The sequence below is a fragment of the Erythrobacter sp. EC-HK427 genome (genome assembly GCF_902498745.1).
Taxonomy (GTDB): Bacteria; Pseudomonadota; Alphaproteobacteria; order Sphingomonadales; family Sphingomonadaceae; genus Alteraurantiacibacter.
The window spans coordinates 2437298-2451928 of the sequence record NZ_LR701479.1; the positions used below are offsets into that span (position 1 = coordinate 2437298).

The 14631-nt window shown below is 63.1% G+C and carries 15 protein-coding genes; 10 read left to right on the forward strand and 5 right to left on the reverse strand.

What is annotated here, in order from left to right; all coding sequences use genetic code 11:
* Window positions 1-30: 30 nt before the first annotated feature.
* On the reverse strand, window positions 31-585 hold the full coding sequence (locus GC121_RS12015; RefSeq protein WP_151974662.1) for a hypothetical protein: 555 nt from the start codon (window positions 583-585) through the stop codon (window positions 31-33).
* Between the two features lie 142 nt (window positions 586-727).
* Between GC121_RS12015 and GC121_RS12020 the strand changes: the two genes are divergently transcribed.
* The 5 genes from GC121_RS12020 to GC121_RS12040 are packed head-to-tail and all read left to right on the forward strand — an operon-like array spanning window position 728 to window position 5687.
* Entirely contained in the window at window positions 728-1633 is a 906-nt protein-coding gene (locus GC121_RS12020; protein ID WP_151974664.1) for a 4-(cytidine 5'-diphospho)-2-C-methyl-D-erythritol kinase, read from the forward strand.
* Window positions 1630-2364, forward strand: coding sequence for an N-formylglutamate amidohydrolase (locus tag GC121_RS12025; protein WP_151974666.1), 735 nt, complete (start codon window positions 1630-1632; stop codon window positions 2362-2364). Before GC121_RS12020 ends, GC121_RS12025 begins: the two co-directional genes overlap by 4 nt.
* A gap of 46 nt (window positions 2365-2410) precedes the next feature.
* Complete coding sequence (gene ilvD, locus GC121_RS12030; protein WP_151974668.1) at window positions 2411-4129, forward strand: dihydroxy-acid dehydratase; 1719 nt, start codon at window positions 2411-2413, stop codon at window positions 4127-4129.
* A gap of 1 nt (window position 4130) precedes the next feature.
* Window positions 4131-4460 (forward strand): hypothetical protein, encoded by a 330-nt coding sequence (locus GC121_RS12035; RefSeq protein WP_234421230.1) that lies wholly within the window; start codon window positions 4131-4133, stop codon window positions 4458-4460.
* 27 nt (window positions 4461-4487) lie between these two features.
* The gene (locus tag GC121_RS12040) at window positions 4488-5687 is read left to right on the forward strand and encodes a class I SAM-dependent RNA methyltransferase (protein ID WP_151974670.1); all 1200 of its coding nucleotides are present in this window, start codon (window positions 4488-4490) and stop codon (window positions 5685-5687) included.
* Here the strand turns inward: GC121_RS12040 and GC121_RS12045 are convergent.
* Genes GC121_RS12045 through GC121_RS12060 form a run of 4 tightly spaced genes read right to left on the reverse strand, consistent with a single transcriptional unit; the run spans window position 5646 to window position 8481 of the window.
* Complete coding sequence (locus GC121_RS12045; protein ID WP_234421231.1) at window positions 5646-6443, reverse strand: hydrolase 1, exosortase A system-associated; 798 nt, start codon at window positions 6441-6443, stop codon at window positions 5646-5648. The genes GC121_RS12040 and GC121_RS12045 overlap by 42 nt on opposite strands.
* Window positions 6443-7111: a hypothetical protein gene (locus GC121_RS12050; RefSeq protein ID WP_151974672.1), complete on the reverse strand. Its 669-nt coding sequence runs from the start codon at window positions 7109-7111 to the stop codon at window positions 6443-6445. Before GC121_RS12050 ends, GC121_RS12045 begins: the two co-directional genes overlap by 1 nt.
* A gap of 6 nt (window positions 7112-7117) precedes the next feature.
* Window positions 7118-7411 carry a phosphopantetheine-binding protein gene (locus tag GC121_RS12055; RefSeq protein WP_151974674.1) on the reverse strand — a complete coding sequence of 98 codons (294 nt, stop codon included), beginning with the start codon at window positions 7409-7411 and terminating at the stop codon, window positions 7118-7120.
* Between the two features lie 14 nt (window positions 7412-7425).
* Window positions 7426-8481, reverse strand: a complete 1056-nt coding sequence (locus tag GC121_RS12060; protein WP_234421232.1) for a GNAT family N-acetyltransferase — start codon at window positions 8479-8481, stop codon at window positions 7426-7428.
* Between GC121_RS12060 and GC121_RS12065 the strand changes: the two genes are divergently transcribed.
* From GC121_RS12065 to GC121_RS12085, 5 genes are all read left to right on the forward strand, one after another.
* Window positions 8474-9976, forward strand: a complete 1503-nt coding sequence (locus tag GC121_RS12065) for an acyl-CoA ligase (AMP-forming), exosortase A system-associated (RefSeq protein WP_151974676.1) — start codon at window positions 8474-8476, stop codon at window positions 9974-9976. The two genes, GC121_RS12060 and GC121_RS12065, sit on opposite strands and share 8 nt — an antisense overlap.
* Entirely contained in the window at window positions 9973-11199 is a 1227-nt protein-coding gene (locus tag GC121_RS12070; RefSeq protein ID WP_151974678.1) for a pyridoxal-dependent decarboxylase, exosortase A system-associated, read from the forward strand. The genes GC121_RS12065 and GC121_RS12070 overlap by 4 nt, the downstream gene beginning before the upstream one ends.
* Window positions 11200-11394: 195 nt before the next feature.
* Window positions 11395-12039 (forward strand): XrtA/PEP-CTERM system exopolysaccharide export protein, encoded by a 645-nt coding sequence (locus GC121_RS12075; RefSeq protein WP_151974681.1) that lies wholly within the window; start codon window positions 11395-11397, stop codon window positions 12037-12039.
* 13 nt (window positions 12040-12052) lie between these two features.
* On the forward strand, window positions 12053-13582 hold the full coding sequence (locus GC121_RS12080) for an XrtA system polysaccharide chain length determinant (RefSeq protein ID WP_151974682.1): 1530 nt from the start codon (window positions 12053-12055) through the stop codon (window positions 13580-13582).
* A gap of 10 nt (window positions 13583-13592) precedes the next feature.
* Window positions 13593-14630, forward strand: a complete 1038-nt coding sequence (locus tag GC121_RS12085; RefSeq protein ID WP_151974684.1) for a capsular biosynthesis protein — start codon at window positions 13593-13595, stop codon at window positions 14628-14630.
* Window position 14631 lies beyond the last annotated feature (1 nt).

Below are 14631 nucleotides of genomic sequence, written 5' to 3' on the forward strand. Positions count from 1 at the left end.
GGAATTGAAGCTTCTTTCGCTCGCGCCTTTCTAATATTCAGGCGCAGTAAAGCGGCTTTGTTTGCCTGGAGCGCCAAACCAAACCATTCGAGCAGTGAGGTCATGTCCTGGAAAATCGATGAAATCTGGCCAATCAGGATGAGGCCTTCGATCTCGCATTGTCACATAATCTTGCTTCCACCAGCGATTAAGAACGGTAACGCTTCGTGGTGGTAGTCCTTTTGTCTTTTTGTCATTTAATGGCAGTTGCATAAATCTCGCATGTAGCCATTCCGCATAATCAAGCGTGGCTTTGGTCGCTTTAATTTTTTTACCTGATGGTTCGGCGGTCGCCACTTCACCGAGCCAAATTTGACGTTCGCGTGTCACACGGGGAAGTGCATGATGTGAATCTGATAACCTGCTGCATAGTGGGGTGCCGATACCCACATACTGCATCGAACGTTTTCGTTGGTAAGCTGCTTTACCAAGGCACATGTACAATCCGTCGTCAAAATCTCTCCTGGCCACGGCACGTGTCTCTTCGAGTGTTCCCCAATATGGGCCAAACCAATTTACAGCTATCATTAGATGCTTTTCGGCCATAAATTTTTGCTTTCAAAAATTTTGCGACAAATTTTCCAGAGGAATTTTGCCGCTTTCTCTTTCGAGATGCGACACCAAGTCCCAATCTTTCCCGTCGAATGGATTGCAGACAACCTAAAATGTCGCAATTATGGGATGGCAAATGTCCACCGAAACAGCCTACGCCAAGATCAACCTCGCGCTGCACGTCCGGCGGCGGCGGGAGGACGGGTATCATGAGTTGGAGACGCTGTTCGCTTTCGTCGATGCGGGGGATGTGCTGGTGGCGCATTCTGCCGAGGTCGATAGCCTCCTTGTGGTGGGCGAATTCTCGGGACTGCTCGCACCTTTACCCCCCTCCCTTGGGGGAGGGGTTGGGGGTGGGGGCTCTTCCCTATCGACCGTAGCACCCCCATCCCCAACCCTTCCCCACGGGGAAGGGGGCAAGTTAGACAACATCGTCGCCAAGGCGCTCAACGCGCTGCCGCGTGCAGGTGGTCTCGCCATCACTCTCGAAAAGAACCTTCCTGTCGCCGCTGGGCTCGGCGGGGGCTCGGCAGACGCAGGGGCAGTTTTCCGGATGGTGCGCGATGCTTACGGCCTGCCCGACGACTGGCGTGAGCGGGCGGCGAAACTGGGTGCGGATGTGCCCGCGTGTGTCGACAGCGATATGCACATCGGCACCGGCGTGGGGGACGAGCGGCGCGAAATCGAGAACGATCTCAAGGGCATGGCCGTCCTCCTCGTCAATCCGCGCGTTCCGCTCCCCACGGGGCCGGTGTTCAAGGCGTGGGACGGCAAGGATCGCGGGCCGCTGCCCGATGGCCCGGCGAGCCGCATCGCGCGCGCGGGACGCAACGATTTGCGTGCTCCGGCGATCAGCCTGTGCCCCGTCATTGCCGATGTGTTGGCTGCCTTGGAGGCCACCGGCCCCTGGATGGCCGAAATGTCAGGCTCCGGCGCGACGTGTTTTGCACTGTTCGAGCACAACGAACAGCGCGATCAAGCAGCGGAGATACTTCTCGGAAACCATCCGGACTGGTGGCAGATGAAGGGCAATCTGTTGTGACCCGATCGGCAAGTCACCGGATCATCGGCGAAGCGGTGCGCGGGGGCATCGTGGCGGTGTGCGATCATGCCTCCAACGCGGTGCCCGACGGCATTGAACTCGGCATTTCTGACGAGACGATGCAGAAGCACATCGCTTGGGACATTGGCGCAGGCGGCGTGTGCGAGCGGCTGGCGCGGCGGCACGCCATCGCTGCGATGCTGGGCGAGGTCAGCCGCCTGGTCATCGATTTGCACCGCGAAGAGGATTCGGACGGGCTGATCCCCACCACCAGCGATGGCATCCTGATCCCCGGCAATATCGGTGCTGACCGCGAACGGCGTCTCGCCGATTTCCACCGGCCTTATCATGCCGCCATGGCACAATGGCTCGACGCGGTGCAGCCTGCGCTGATCCTCTCGATCCATTCCTTCACGCCCGCGCTGGAAACCCAACCGGGGGCTGAGCGGCCATGGGAAATCGGCCTGCTCTACAATCAGGATGACCGCGCCGCGCGCCAGGCCATCCGCCTGTTCGCCGAATTGGGCGTAACTGTCGGCGACAATGAGCCCTATTCGGGCAAGCTGCTCAACGCGACAATGAACCGCCACGCAGAGGCGTTCGGGCGGCCCTATTGCGCCATCGAAATCCGCAATGATCTGATCGCGGAGGAGCGCGGGCAGGCACGTTGGGCGGCTATTATTGCCGATGTCGCAGGGCGGGTGAAGCTGGCGCTGGAAACCGCCACTTGATTTACCGCCCCTTGCGCGCCAAGCACGCCCGCGAAAGGGGTTTGCCTTGACTACGTTCGATAAATCCAAATTGCCGAGCCGCCACGTATCAATGGGGCCGGAACGCGCGCCGCATCGTTCCTATTATTACGCGATGGGGATGACCGAAGAGCAGATTGCGCAGCCCTTTGTCGCGATTGCTTCTGCGGGAAACGACAGCGCCCCATGCAACACAGCGTTGGATGCGCAGGCGAATATCTGCCGCACCGGGGTGGAGGAGGCGGGCGGCACCCCGCGCCGGTTCAACACCATTACCGTGACCGATGGCATCGCCATGGGCCATCAGGGGATGAAAAGCTCGCTGGTCAGCCGCGAAGTGATTGCCGACAGCATGGAATTGTCGGTGCGCGGCCACTGTTATGATGCGCTGGTCGGCTTTGCCGGTTGCGACAAGAGCTTGCCCGGCATGATGATGGCGATGCTGCGGCTCAACGTGCCGAGCATTTTCGTCTACGGCGGCTCGATCCTGCCCGGCACTTTTCACGACAGGGATGTGACGGTGGTGGATGTGTTCGAGGCGGTTGGCCAGCACGCGGCGGGCAATTGTCCGTTGCAGGAACTGATCGCGCTCGAAAAGGTCGCTTGCCCCGGCCACGGCGCTTGCGGCGGGCAGTTTACCGCCAACACTATGGCATGTGTGGGCGAGGCTATTGGATTGTCGCTTCCGAACAGCAATATGGCACCCGCTCCTTACAAATCGCGTGAAGAAATCGCGATGGCCGCCGGGCGTCAGGTCATGGCGCTGCTGGAGCGCAATCTGCGTCCGCGCGACATTTGCACCCGTGCCGCTTTCGAAAACGCCGCCCGCGTGGTCGCGGCGACTGGCGGATCAACCAATGCCGCGCTGCACCTGCCCGCCATGGCCAGCGAATGCGGCATCGAATTCGACCTGTTCGATGTGGCGGAGATCTTCAAATCGACGCCCTACATCGCCGATCTTAAACCCGGCGGGCGCTATGTGGCGAAGGATATGCACGAGGCTGGCGGCGTCTATATGCTGATGAAGACGCTGCTCGATGGCGGTTTCCTCGATCCCGAACCGCTGACAGTCACCGGCAAGACGCTGGGCGAGAATATCGAGGAAGTTGTCTGGAACCCCGACCAGAAGGTGATTTACGAAGTTTCCAATCCCATCACGCCCACCGGCGGCGTGGTCGGCCTCAAGGGCTCGCTGGCTCCGAACGGGGCCATTGTGAAGGTTGCGGGGATGAAGCGCCTGCAATTCACCGGCATCGCACGGGTGTTCGATTGCGAGGAGGATGCCTTCGCCGCGGTCGAGCAACGCGATATTGCCGAGGGCAGCGTCATCGTTATCCGTTATGAAGGGCCGAAGGGCGGGCCGGGTATGCGCGAAATGCTCTCCACCACGGCTGCGCTCTACGGGCAGGGCATGGGCGAGAAGGTCGCGCTGATTACCGATGGCCGTTTTTCCGGTGCCACGCGCGGGTTCTGCATCGGCCATGTCGGGCCGGAAGCCGCCGAGGGTGGGCCGATTGCGCTGGTGGAGGATGGCGACACCATCGCCATCGACGCCGAAGCGGGGACGATCGATCTGGTGGTCGATGAAGCCGCGCTGGCAGAGCGTCGCGCGCGCTGGCAGCCGCGCGAAAATGATTACCAGTCGGGGGCCCTGTGGCGCTACGCCCAGAATGTCGGCCCGGCGGTGAACGGCGCGATCACCCATCCCGGCGCGGCAAAGGAAACGCATGTTTATGCCGATATCTAGGGTGAAAACCGTTTCCGCTTGCATCGCATTGCTGGCACTCGCGGCCTGCGAACCGGTGGACGACCAAGCCGCTGCGCCCGCCATCGAATGCGCGATCAACGGTGCCTCTGCTTTCGCGCCCGATTGCACGATGGAGCGGGCCGAGGACGAGGGGGCGAGTATCCTGATCGTCCGCCACCCTGACGGTGTTTTCCGCCGCTTCGAGCTGGGCGTTCCGGGCGAAGGCATCATCACCGCCGACGGTATGCAGCCCGCCGAAGTCGTGCGCGGCGAAGGCATGATCGAAGTGCGTGTGGGCGCAGATCGCTATCGATTGCCGGTCAGTGAGTAAGGTGACTTTCGGGGCGAAGGCAATAACGTGAGCCAGCCAGAGGAAATCCTCCGCATCGCCGCGCGCGGTGACGGCGTGACTGCCAGCGGGCGGCATGTCACTGGAACTGCGCCGGGCGACCTCGTGGCAAGCGATGGCGCAATCACGCGCGGGCCGCATTATGCCACGCCGCCCTGCCGCCATTTCAGCACCTGCGGCGGGTGCGAGTTGCAGCATCTCGACGCATCCGCCTTCGCGCAATTCGTGGCAGACCGCGTTGGCAACGCGGCAGTGGCCAACGCGCTTGACCCGGCTACCATCGCGCCACCCACCATTTCGCCGACGCATAGCCGCCGCCGCGCGAGTATGCGGGCGATCAATGGCGGAGGCAGGCCGCTGATCGGCTTTACCCAGAGCGGGACGCACAAGATTGTCGATCTGGCCGAGTGCTATGTGCTCGACCCGCGGTTGTTTGCGTTGATTGCTCCGCTGCAGAAGTATCTCGCCCGCCTGCAAGGGCGGTATAGCATCGATATCGAACTTACGTTGGCCGATCAGGGAGTCGATCTGGGGCTGAAAGGCTTTATGCCCGAGGGGTTGGAGCAGACCGAGGATCTGCTCGATTTCTGCCGCGATCAGGGGCTGGCGCGGCTGACGCTCGATCACGGGTACGGCGCGGAAGGATTCTGGGAGCCGGAGCCGGTGACGGTGACGCTGGGCGGGGTACCCGTCGGCTTTCCCTCCGGCGCGTTCCTGCAACCGACTGTGTGGGGCGAGGGGACGCTGGTGGAAGCGGCGAGCGGTTGGCTCAATGGCTGCACCAATGTCGCCGATCTTTTCGCAGGGCTTGGCACTTTCGCCCTTCCGCTGGCAGCTATGGCGAAAGTGCTGGCGGCGGAGGCTGACCGCGCAGCAATTCTCGCCCTGCGCAGCGCCGCCAGCGCGGCCCGCCTGCCGCTGGAAACCGCGCATCGTGACTTGTTCCGCAATCCCCTTCGCGCCGACGAATTGGCGGCATTTGACGGCATCGTCCTCGACCCGCCGCGCGCCGGTGCGCGCACGCAAGTGGAGCAGATCGCGAAGAGCGGGGTGCCGCGCGTCGTCTATATCAGCTGCAACCCATCCAGTTGGTCGAAGGACTGCGTGATGCTGAAAGAGGCCGGATACGAGTTGGCAGAGCTGCGCCCCGTCGGCCAGTTCCTCTGGTCAACCCATGTCGAGCTGGCGAGCCTGTTCATCAAGCGTTGAGAGCAGGTGCTGGACGAGCCAGTCCTGATCCGCGGGATCGGAAAAGGCATGGTCGGCGGTGGTGCTTACCGCGATCCGCTCATCCTCGCCCCACGCAGACAGGAAAGCCGCCCCTGTGCGGTCACGTTTGGCCGCGAGGAAAAGAATGTCGCCTGCAAAGCCGGCAATGCCTGCCTTGAGCGATTCGAGCAGGTTGGACGGTGGCGGTGGCGCGGTGTTCCGCGCGGCTTTCAGTCCACCCGCCAGCTTGCGCAAATTCACCCCGCCGCTCAGCAGCCGCTTCCACTCTGACGGGTTTTTGAGCTTCGCGGCATAGCGTTCGCGAATGGCCTCTGCGGGCATCGCATCGCCAGAGTCATCGTCAAACGTCCACGGATTGGCGAGCACCAGGGCGCTGCACTGCGCGCCTTGCGCCAGCATCAACGCCGCCGCGCCGTCACAAATGCCGAAACCGGCGACCGCTCGCAGTTCCGGCTTGCGCGCCTTGAACGCTGCCAAAGCGGCGGCAATATCGGGGGAGGCGCTGTGAAACTCCGCATTCTCGCCTTCGCTATCGCCGACACCGCGGCGGTCGAAACGCAGCACGGGATAGCCCTTGGCCGCGATATGGGCGGCGATATGCGCTTGTCCGGCGAAGGCTCCGCTGCGGATTTCATTGCCGCCGGTGACGATCAGCAGGCCGACCGGTTTTGGGCCGTCATCCAGCGTCGCATGGCATTGCGCGCCTTCCACGTTGAAGGTGAAATGTTCGCGCATCAGCTGGCCCACTCCGCAACCAGGCGGGCGAGTTGGCGTGCCTGCTCGGCCTCGTAAGACGCTTCGGCCCGCAACCACAGCGCCGCGCCGCCAAGCTCGCTTTGCGCAATGGTGCGCGCCGCTTGCGGGTGGGTGGCTCCCTCCAACTGACTGACCATGGCTGCGGAGAGCGCATATCCGGCCAGTCGCAGCCCCTCGCTTCTCCCGCGCGCGAGTAGTTCTTCCTGTGTCGATGGCGTTCCGGCTTCTTTGTTCGCAATGATCCTTGCGCGCAGCATGGCCCGCAGGAGCGATTTGCCCTGCAGCGGCGCGTAGTGGACAAGATTGGCGCGTTCCCGCGCGATCAGCGCACCGCCGCGAATGGCCAGAATATGCGTTGCCGACAGGCCCTTTGCCGCTGCCTCGGCCTCATCGCGCCAGTCCTCTAAGGTAGTGTCGCCCAGCGGATGCGCGCTTTCCATCAGGCCCGCAGGATCGAACATGAAGCTGGCGATGCCGCTGTCCACCAGCATCCGCATTACATTGACCGTCAACCGGCGCAGCTTGTGTCCTTCATCGAACACAGCAGGCAGGATAAGCAGCCGCGCGCTCGCGCCAACCGGATCGCCAGCAGAAACCAGACGTGTCGGCCCGCCAAACGGACTGTGCCACGCACCGGCCGTCAGCATTGCCGCCTAACTATCGCTGCGCTTGGCGGCGAGAAACGCCAGCAGACCGCCGAACGTTTCCAGCATCTCGCCATCGACATCATCATCCTCGATAATGATGTCGAGCCGGTCTTCCAGCTCGGTCAACAAACCGGCAACCGCCATCGAATCGAGTTCGGGCAAATGACCGAACAGCCCTGATTCCGCGTCCAGCTCCGCCGCGCGTTCGAGCGACAGGCCCAGCACATCCTGCAGCACTTGCCGCAGGATCAATTCGGTGTCGCCGGTGTCTGCGACGGGGACGGGAAGATTGCTTACCATAGTGGGCGGGGGGCTTAGCCAGAGACGGGGCGGCTGACAAGTCGGCGCACCACGGCGCGGGCGATGGCGGGCCAGTTGCCGGGCCAAAGCGGGCGATACATTTCAAGGCGGTAGCGGGGGCGGATATCCTCCATCCAGTCGCGCTTATAGGGATCGTCGCCGGTGCCGAAATCGATGAGCGTAACCTTGTCGCGGTCGATCACCTGCTCGAACAGCGCGGCGCTGAGCGTGGTGCCGGGCGAAAGTGGCTTCGATGCCTCGGTATGCGCGAGCTTGTGGATCCACGCGGTGCCTGCCTCCACCGTCCAGAACTGCGCGGCGACAGGCTCGCCCCCGGCGCGGGCGATAGCGAGCCTCAGCCTGCCGGCCCGGCCTTCGGCTTGCGCAAATTGGCGCAAGAAGGCGGGCGAGCCTTCCTCGGGTTTCCAGCTTTGCGCGTAGACCGCTTCGTAGGCGGCCCAGCTATCGGGATTGAAGTACGTCTCCAGCGTCACCTCCACCTTCTTCGCCTTGCGCTTGAGCGTGGTGCGCAAGGGGCCGGGGCGGGTGACGAAATAGTCGGCAAAGCTGCGGCCATTCACGTGCAGCACGTGGTTCACATCGCATTGCGATCGGAACGCCAGCCAGCCCGCCTTGCGGAAGGCAGCGGCGAGGCGCGTGGTCTCGCCATTCTCGTCGGGCAATTTGGCGAGGGTGATATGCGGCGCCTGACCCGCCAAATCCTCCGCCATTTCGGCCAGGAGCGCGTCGCCATCGGCACCGGCGGAGACAATCGGGCGCAGAGTAAAGTTGTACCAGTTGGCAAGGCCTTCAATGCTGCGTTTCACCCGGTAGAGTGGCAGAACGGCGCGCGCTTCGCCGTGGCGTATGACTGCAATCAGCGGAAACATGTCGCAATGCTCCACCAGACCTTGCCACCATTCGAGCCGGTCAAACGGCGAGGACGCCGCAGGCACGGCGAGCAGCGCGGCGAGCGGGGCATCGCCTTGCACTTCTTTAAGATCATCGTGATAACTGACCGAAATCACCTGCCTGTTTCCGCCTTCCGGAGCCTGAATTTTCGTGTCCACCACGCCCGATCCTGTTCCCCGGCCGCTCGACCACCTCGCTGAGTGCGGAGCGGTTGATGAGCCAGCGCTGATCCTGCGCAAGGAAGCCCTTAGCTGGAAGGACTTAAGAAGCCGTGTCGGCAGGCTGGCGGCATGGCTGGCGCGGCAGGTTCCCGAGCCGGGCGCGCGGGTCGCAACATGGGCAGGGAAGGGGGAGCTAACCTGCCTGATGCCACTCGCAGCAGCGCGCGCGGGGCTGGTGCATGTGCCGATCAATCCGCTGCTCAAGCGGGCGCAGGTTGAGCATATCCTTGCCGATTGTGCAGCACGCCTGCTTGTCGCCAACAAGGGGCGCTTGGACTCGCTGGAAGACGGCGACGTGCCTGCGGATTGCGCAATCGTGGAGGAAGGTGAGCTTTACGCTCTGCTCGACGGCTTTGCCGAAAGCCTGCCTTTGTCGAGCGCCGATCCCGATGCGCTGTGCGCAATCCTTTACACCAGCGGTTCGACCGGACGACCCAAGGGCGTGATGCTCAGCCATGCCAACCTCTGGCTCGGCGCGGTGAGTGTGGCGCATTATCTCGGCATGGCGCGCGATGATGTGACGCTGGCGGTGCTGCCATTGAGTTTTGACTACGGGCAGAACCAGCTGCTTTCGACTTGGTATGCAGGCGGATGCGTCGCCCCGCTCGATTATCTGACGCCGCGCGATGTCACGAAGGCGTGCGCCAAGCATGGCGTCACGACTGTGGCTGCTGTCCCGCCCTTGTGGTTGCAATTGACCGAGCAGGAGTGGCCGCCCGAGGCGGTCGCGGCCATGCGGCGGCTCACCAATAGCGGCGGCGCGCTGAGCGAGGAACTGGTGCGTCATCTCCGCAAGCAATTCCCCGATGCGCGGCTGTTTCCGATGTATGGGCTGACCGAGGCGTTTCGCTCCACCTATCTCGATCCGGCGCTGGTCGACGAATTTCCTACCTCTATGGGCACGGCGATTCCGTTTGCGGAAATTCTGGTGGTCGATAGCGCAGGCGAAATCGCTCCCGAAGGCGAGCTTGTCCATTGCGGGCCATTGGTGGCGCAAGGATATTGGCAGGATGCGGAGCGCACCGCGCAACGGTTCAAACCGGCGCCTTCGGCCTCCCGCTATGGCGGAATGGCGGTCTGGTCGGGCGACAATGTCCGGCGCGCGGTTAATGGCCTGCTTTATTTCGTCGGGCGTGATGACGCGATGATCAAAAGCAGCGGCAACCGCATCAGCCCGCAGGAAATCGAAGACGCGGCGGTTTCAACCGAGATAGTTGATGAGGCGGTGGCTTTCGGTGTCGCCGATGATCGGCTTGGCCATGCCATCCATCTGGTGGTGCGCGGTGCGGGCGATGAAGAGGCCTTGCGCGCTGCCTTGCGTCGCGATCTGCCCAATTTCATGCAGCCGCACGTCATCCGCTGGGTTGATGCCATGCCGCTCAACCCCAATGGCAAGATCGATCGCAGCCAGTTAAAGGCGGAGGCGCAATGAAACCCCTCGGCCCGATCCCTCCGTATTTCGACACGCTGGATGGCGAACTTGCCATTGGCGGGCGCACAGCCTCGGCCTTGGTCAAGGAGGCGGGGGACACGCCGCTGTTCGTCTATTCGCGCGATGCGATTGCGCGGCGGATCGGTGAATTGCGCGCAGCTTTGCCGGATCGGGTGCGGATACATTATGCCATGAAGGCAAACCCTTACGCGCCGTTGCTCGAATTCATCGCCGATCATGTCGACGGGCTGGATATTGCCTCTGGCGGGGAATTGGTGATGGCGCGCGAGGCGGGCTTTCTGCCGCGCGAAATCAGCTTTGCGGGCCCCGGCAAGCGCGACCGCGAACTGCACGCCGCGATCAAGGCGGGGGTGACGATCAACCTCGAATCCGAAGGCGAGGCAGAGCGCGCGCTGGCGACAGGGAAAGTTCTGGGCGTGGCTCCGCGTCTCGCCATTCGCGTTAATCCATCCTTCGAAATGCGCGGTTCGGGCATGAAGATGGGCGGCGGCGCCAAGCCCTTCGGGATTGACGAAGAACGCGTGCCCGCACTGGCGCGGAAACTGGTCGATGCTGGCGCACATTGGCGCGGATTTCATATTTACACCGGCAGCCAAGCGCTTGATGCAGAAGCGATTATCGAGACACAAGCGAATGTGCTGACGCTCGCCTCGCGTCTGGCGAGTGAGGCGGGCGTGGACGTGCCGCATCTCAATATGGGTGGCGGCTTCGGCATTCCCTATTTCGACCGGGACACGCCGCTTGACATCAAGGCGGTGGGCGCAGCGCTTTCAGAGCGGTTCGCCGATCTGCCCCACAATCTGTTGAACACCGACTTCGCCATCGAACTGGGCCGCTACTTGGTGGGCGAGGCCGGCGTGTATCTGTGCCGCATTGTCGACCGGAAGGTCAGCCACGATACGACCTATCTCGTCACCGATGGCGGACTGCACCACCAGCTCGCGGCGTCCGGCAATTTCGGCACCGTTGTCCGGCGCAATTATCCTGCTGCCATTGCGAGCAGATACGCAAGTGCGCCGGAAGAGGTCGTCAATATCGTCGGCTGCCTCTGCACCCCGCTCGACCGGTTGGCCGATCAGGCGCATCTGCCACGCGCCGATGTAGGCGATCTGGTCGCCGTTTTCTGCGCCGGAGCCTATGGCGCATCGGCCAGCCCTTCTGCCTTTCTGGGCCAGGGCGCGGCGAAGGAAATGCTGGTCTAACACCTGCCTCAGACAGCGTCCCAGAGCGGGACAGCACGCGAAAAGTGCCCAGATTCCTTGGTTTGGCCACCCAAGGATAACGCAATGTTCACCCTTTTTGGCGAGAAGCATCCCCGGATCCCAAGGGACGAAATGCGTGCGCGGCGATTAGGCCAGCGTCAGCGGATCGTCCAAGACTGTTCGAGGACGCATTCGATGCGAACGAAAATTTCGGCAAAGACGCTTCTGGCCACCGCCGCCATGGCTATTGCACTGTCCGGCTGCGCTGGTGGCTCTACCGGCAACTCGCTGGCACCCGCGCGGCTTACCCCGCTGCAGGAGGGGCCGAGCGAGGATTACGTCATCGGGCCGCTCGACAAGCTGACCATTCACGTATGGCGCAATGACGAGTTGGGTGCCGAGGTGCAGGTGCGCCCCGATGGCCGCATCACCACGCCACTGGTTTCGGATATGCCCGCCGTCGGCAAGACCCCGACCATGCTGGCCGAGGATATCCGCCTGCAGCTTTCGCAATATATCGAAGATCCGATTGTCACGGTGATCGTCACCGAATTTGCCGGCGCGATTAACCAGCAGGTGCGCATTGTCGGCGCAACGGCACAGCCTGCGTCGCTGAACTATCGCGCCAATATGACTTTGCTCGATGCGATGATCGCGGTTGGCGGCCTGTCCGAATATGCCGCTGGCAACCGTGCCCGCCTGATCCGCACTGACCGCGAGACGGGCGAGCAGACCGAATATGATCTCCGCCTCAACGATCTGCTCCGCCGCGGCGATAGCGATGCCAATGTTCTGCTGCAGCCGGGTGATGTGATCATCATTCCGGAAAGTTTCTTCTGAGGGAGTTGGGGGCTTGAACCAGATCCTCGAAGAACTGCGCGCCGGCCTCTGGGCCGTTTGGAACCGCCGCTGGATGGCGCTCGCCATCGCATGGGGCGTGTGTCTGCTCGGCTGGTTGGCGGTATCGCTGATGCCGAATACCTACGAATCGGAAGCGAAAATCTTCGTCCAGGTGGACGACGCGCTGGCCGAACAGATCGGCGTCGGCGCGAATGCCCGCGAACGGCAGATCGACCGCATCCGCCAGACCTTGGTGAGCGCGCAGAATCTCGAAACCATTATCCGTTCGACGCGGATCGGCGACTCGGTGTCGACCCCGGTACAAATGGAAGCCGCGCGGGCAGGGCTGGCCAAGAACATCTCGGTCGTCAGCGAAGGCGAGAATATCTTCGAGATCACCGCGCAGAGCGGTCGTGGCAATTTGTCCGATTCCGAAAATGCCGAATTGGCGCAGACCATTGCGCAGAGGATGATCGATATCTTCCGCGAGCAGAATCTCGGCGGGGCGCGTGGCGAAATGGAGGAATCGATCGAATTCCTCAACCGTCAGCTTGCTGAACGCGAGGAAGAACTGGCTGCGGCAGAAGAGCGCCGCCTCGCTTTCGAATCGGCGAACCCCGAATTGATTGGCGGCGCGGAAGCGATTGCCACGCAGATGGCCTCGACCCGCGCGGAATTGCGCAGTGTGGAGGCTGATTTGGCAGCGGCTCAGGCCTCGCTCGCATCCTTGCAGGGCCAGCTTGCCAGCACCCCGCGCACGATCAATGTCGGCGGCGGTGGCGCCAGCGCGCCCACGGCGCTGATGCAGGCCGAGGGCCAGTTGGCGGCTTTGCGCGCACGCGGACTCACCGATTCGCACCCCGATATTATCGCGGCCGAGCGCACCGTCGCCAGCCTGCGCGAACGCTCGGCCGGTTCCGGTGGCGGCGGCGGCGGGGGCGGTATCCCCAATCCGGCCTACAGCTCGCTCCAAGCATCGATGGGCGAACGCCAGTCGAACGTGATGTCGCTGCAATCGCGCGCCGCTGCCTTGCGGGCCGAAATCGCCTCGATTAACGCCAGCGCCGCGCGCGAACCGGGTGCCGCTGCCGAAGCGCAACGTATCAGCCGCGATTACGAAGTGCTGCGCGAACAGTATGACGAACTGCTCGAAGATCGCGAGGAACTGCGCCTGAGCGACCAGCTCGCCAGCCAGAACAACGCGCTGCAATTCGAAGTGATCGATCCGCCGACAACGCCGCGCGCGCCGTCGGCGCCGAACCGTCCGCTGCTTTTGCTCGGCGTGCTGATTGCTGGCCTGGGAGCGGGCGCGGGCACGGCCTATGCGCTCAGCAAGCTCGGCTCGACTTTTGCGACCGCCAGCCAGCTCGAACGCACCTTCGGTCTGCCGGTGATCGGCACGATTACGCACACCTTCACCGAAGCGGGCCGCGATCTGCGCCGCAAGCGGTTCAAATATTTCGCTGCCGGATTGGGCGGGCTGGGCGTGCTCTGCATCGTGCTGGTCGGCGTCGAATTCGTCCAGCGCAGCAATGTGGCGTGAGGAGAGGGATATGACAGAACACCGCAAAATCCCCACGCCCGGCAAATCGCTGTTCGAACGGGCGGAAAATTTCTTCGGGCTGGGCGGGGATTTCCATCCCGCGCCGGTGCCCAAGACGCTCGCCAATCCGGTCAACCGCCGCAAGCCCAAGCGCGAGCCTGAGGCCGCCCGCGAGGTATCGCTGGGTGAGGCGCTTGCCGGGCGGATGCCGCCACGGGTACTGGCAGCAGCACCGGTTGCGGCGGCTGTGCCTGTTGCTGCGCCCGCACCGCCCCCCGAGCCGGAACCGGTGTATGAGGATGTGACTTTCCCCGCGAAGGTCCACCAGATCGACCGCGAGGCGCTGGCCACTTACGGGCTGATCCAGCCCGATGTGCAGGCCACGATGTTGCTCGAAGAATTCCGCATTGTGAAGCGGCAGGTGCTGCAATCGGTGCGCAAGGCGCGCGAGTCGGGCTCGGGCCAACTCGCCCAGCGCGTGCTGGTCTGCTCGCCGCATCCCAACGAGGGGAAGAGCTATTGCGCGGTCAATCTGGCGCTGGCGCTGGCGGCGGAGAAGGACAGCGAAGTGCTGCTGGTCGATGCCGATTTCGCCAAGCCTTCGGTGCTGTCCATGCTCGGCCTGCCGCGCGGCCCCGGCTTTATGGACGCGCTGGCGCGCCAAGACCTCAAGGTGGAAGACTGCGTGATGACGACCGATGTGGCGGGGCTCTTTGTCCTGCCTGCGGGCAATCACACGACGTCGGACAGCGAATATCTGGCGAGCGAACGCACCGGCGAAGTGCTCGACCGGCTGACCCGTGCAGCGCCCAATCGCATCGTTATTTTCGACAGCTCGCCCGCGCTTGCGGCCTCGCCCGCAGCCGAGCTGGCCAACCATGTCGGTCAGGCGATTGTCGTCGCCCGTGCCGACCGTACGGGACAGAGCGCGCTGGAAGACGCACTGACGCTGCTTTCGGCCTGTCCCGATCTCAAGCTGCTTCTCAATGCAGCGCATTTCAGCCCCAGCGGTCGCCGCTTTGGCGCCTATTACGGGCAGGAGGCATGAT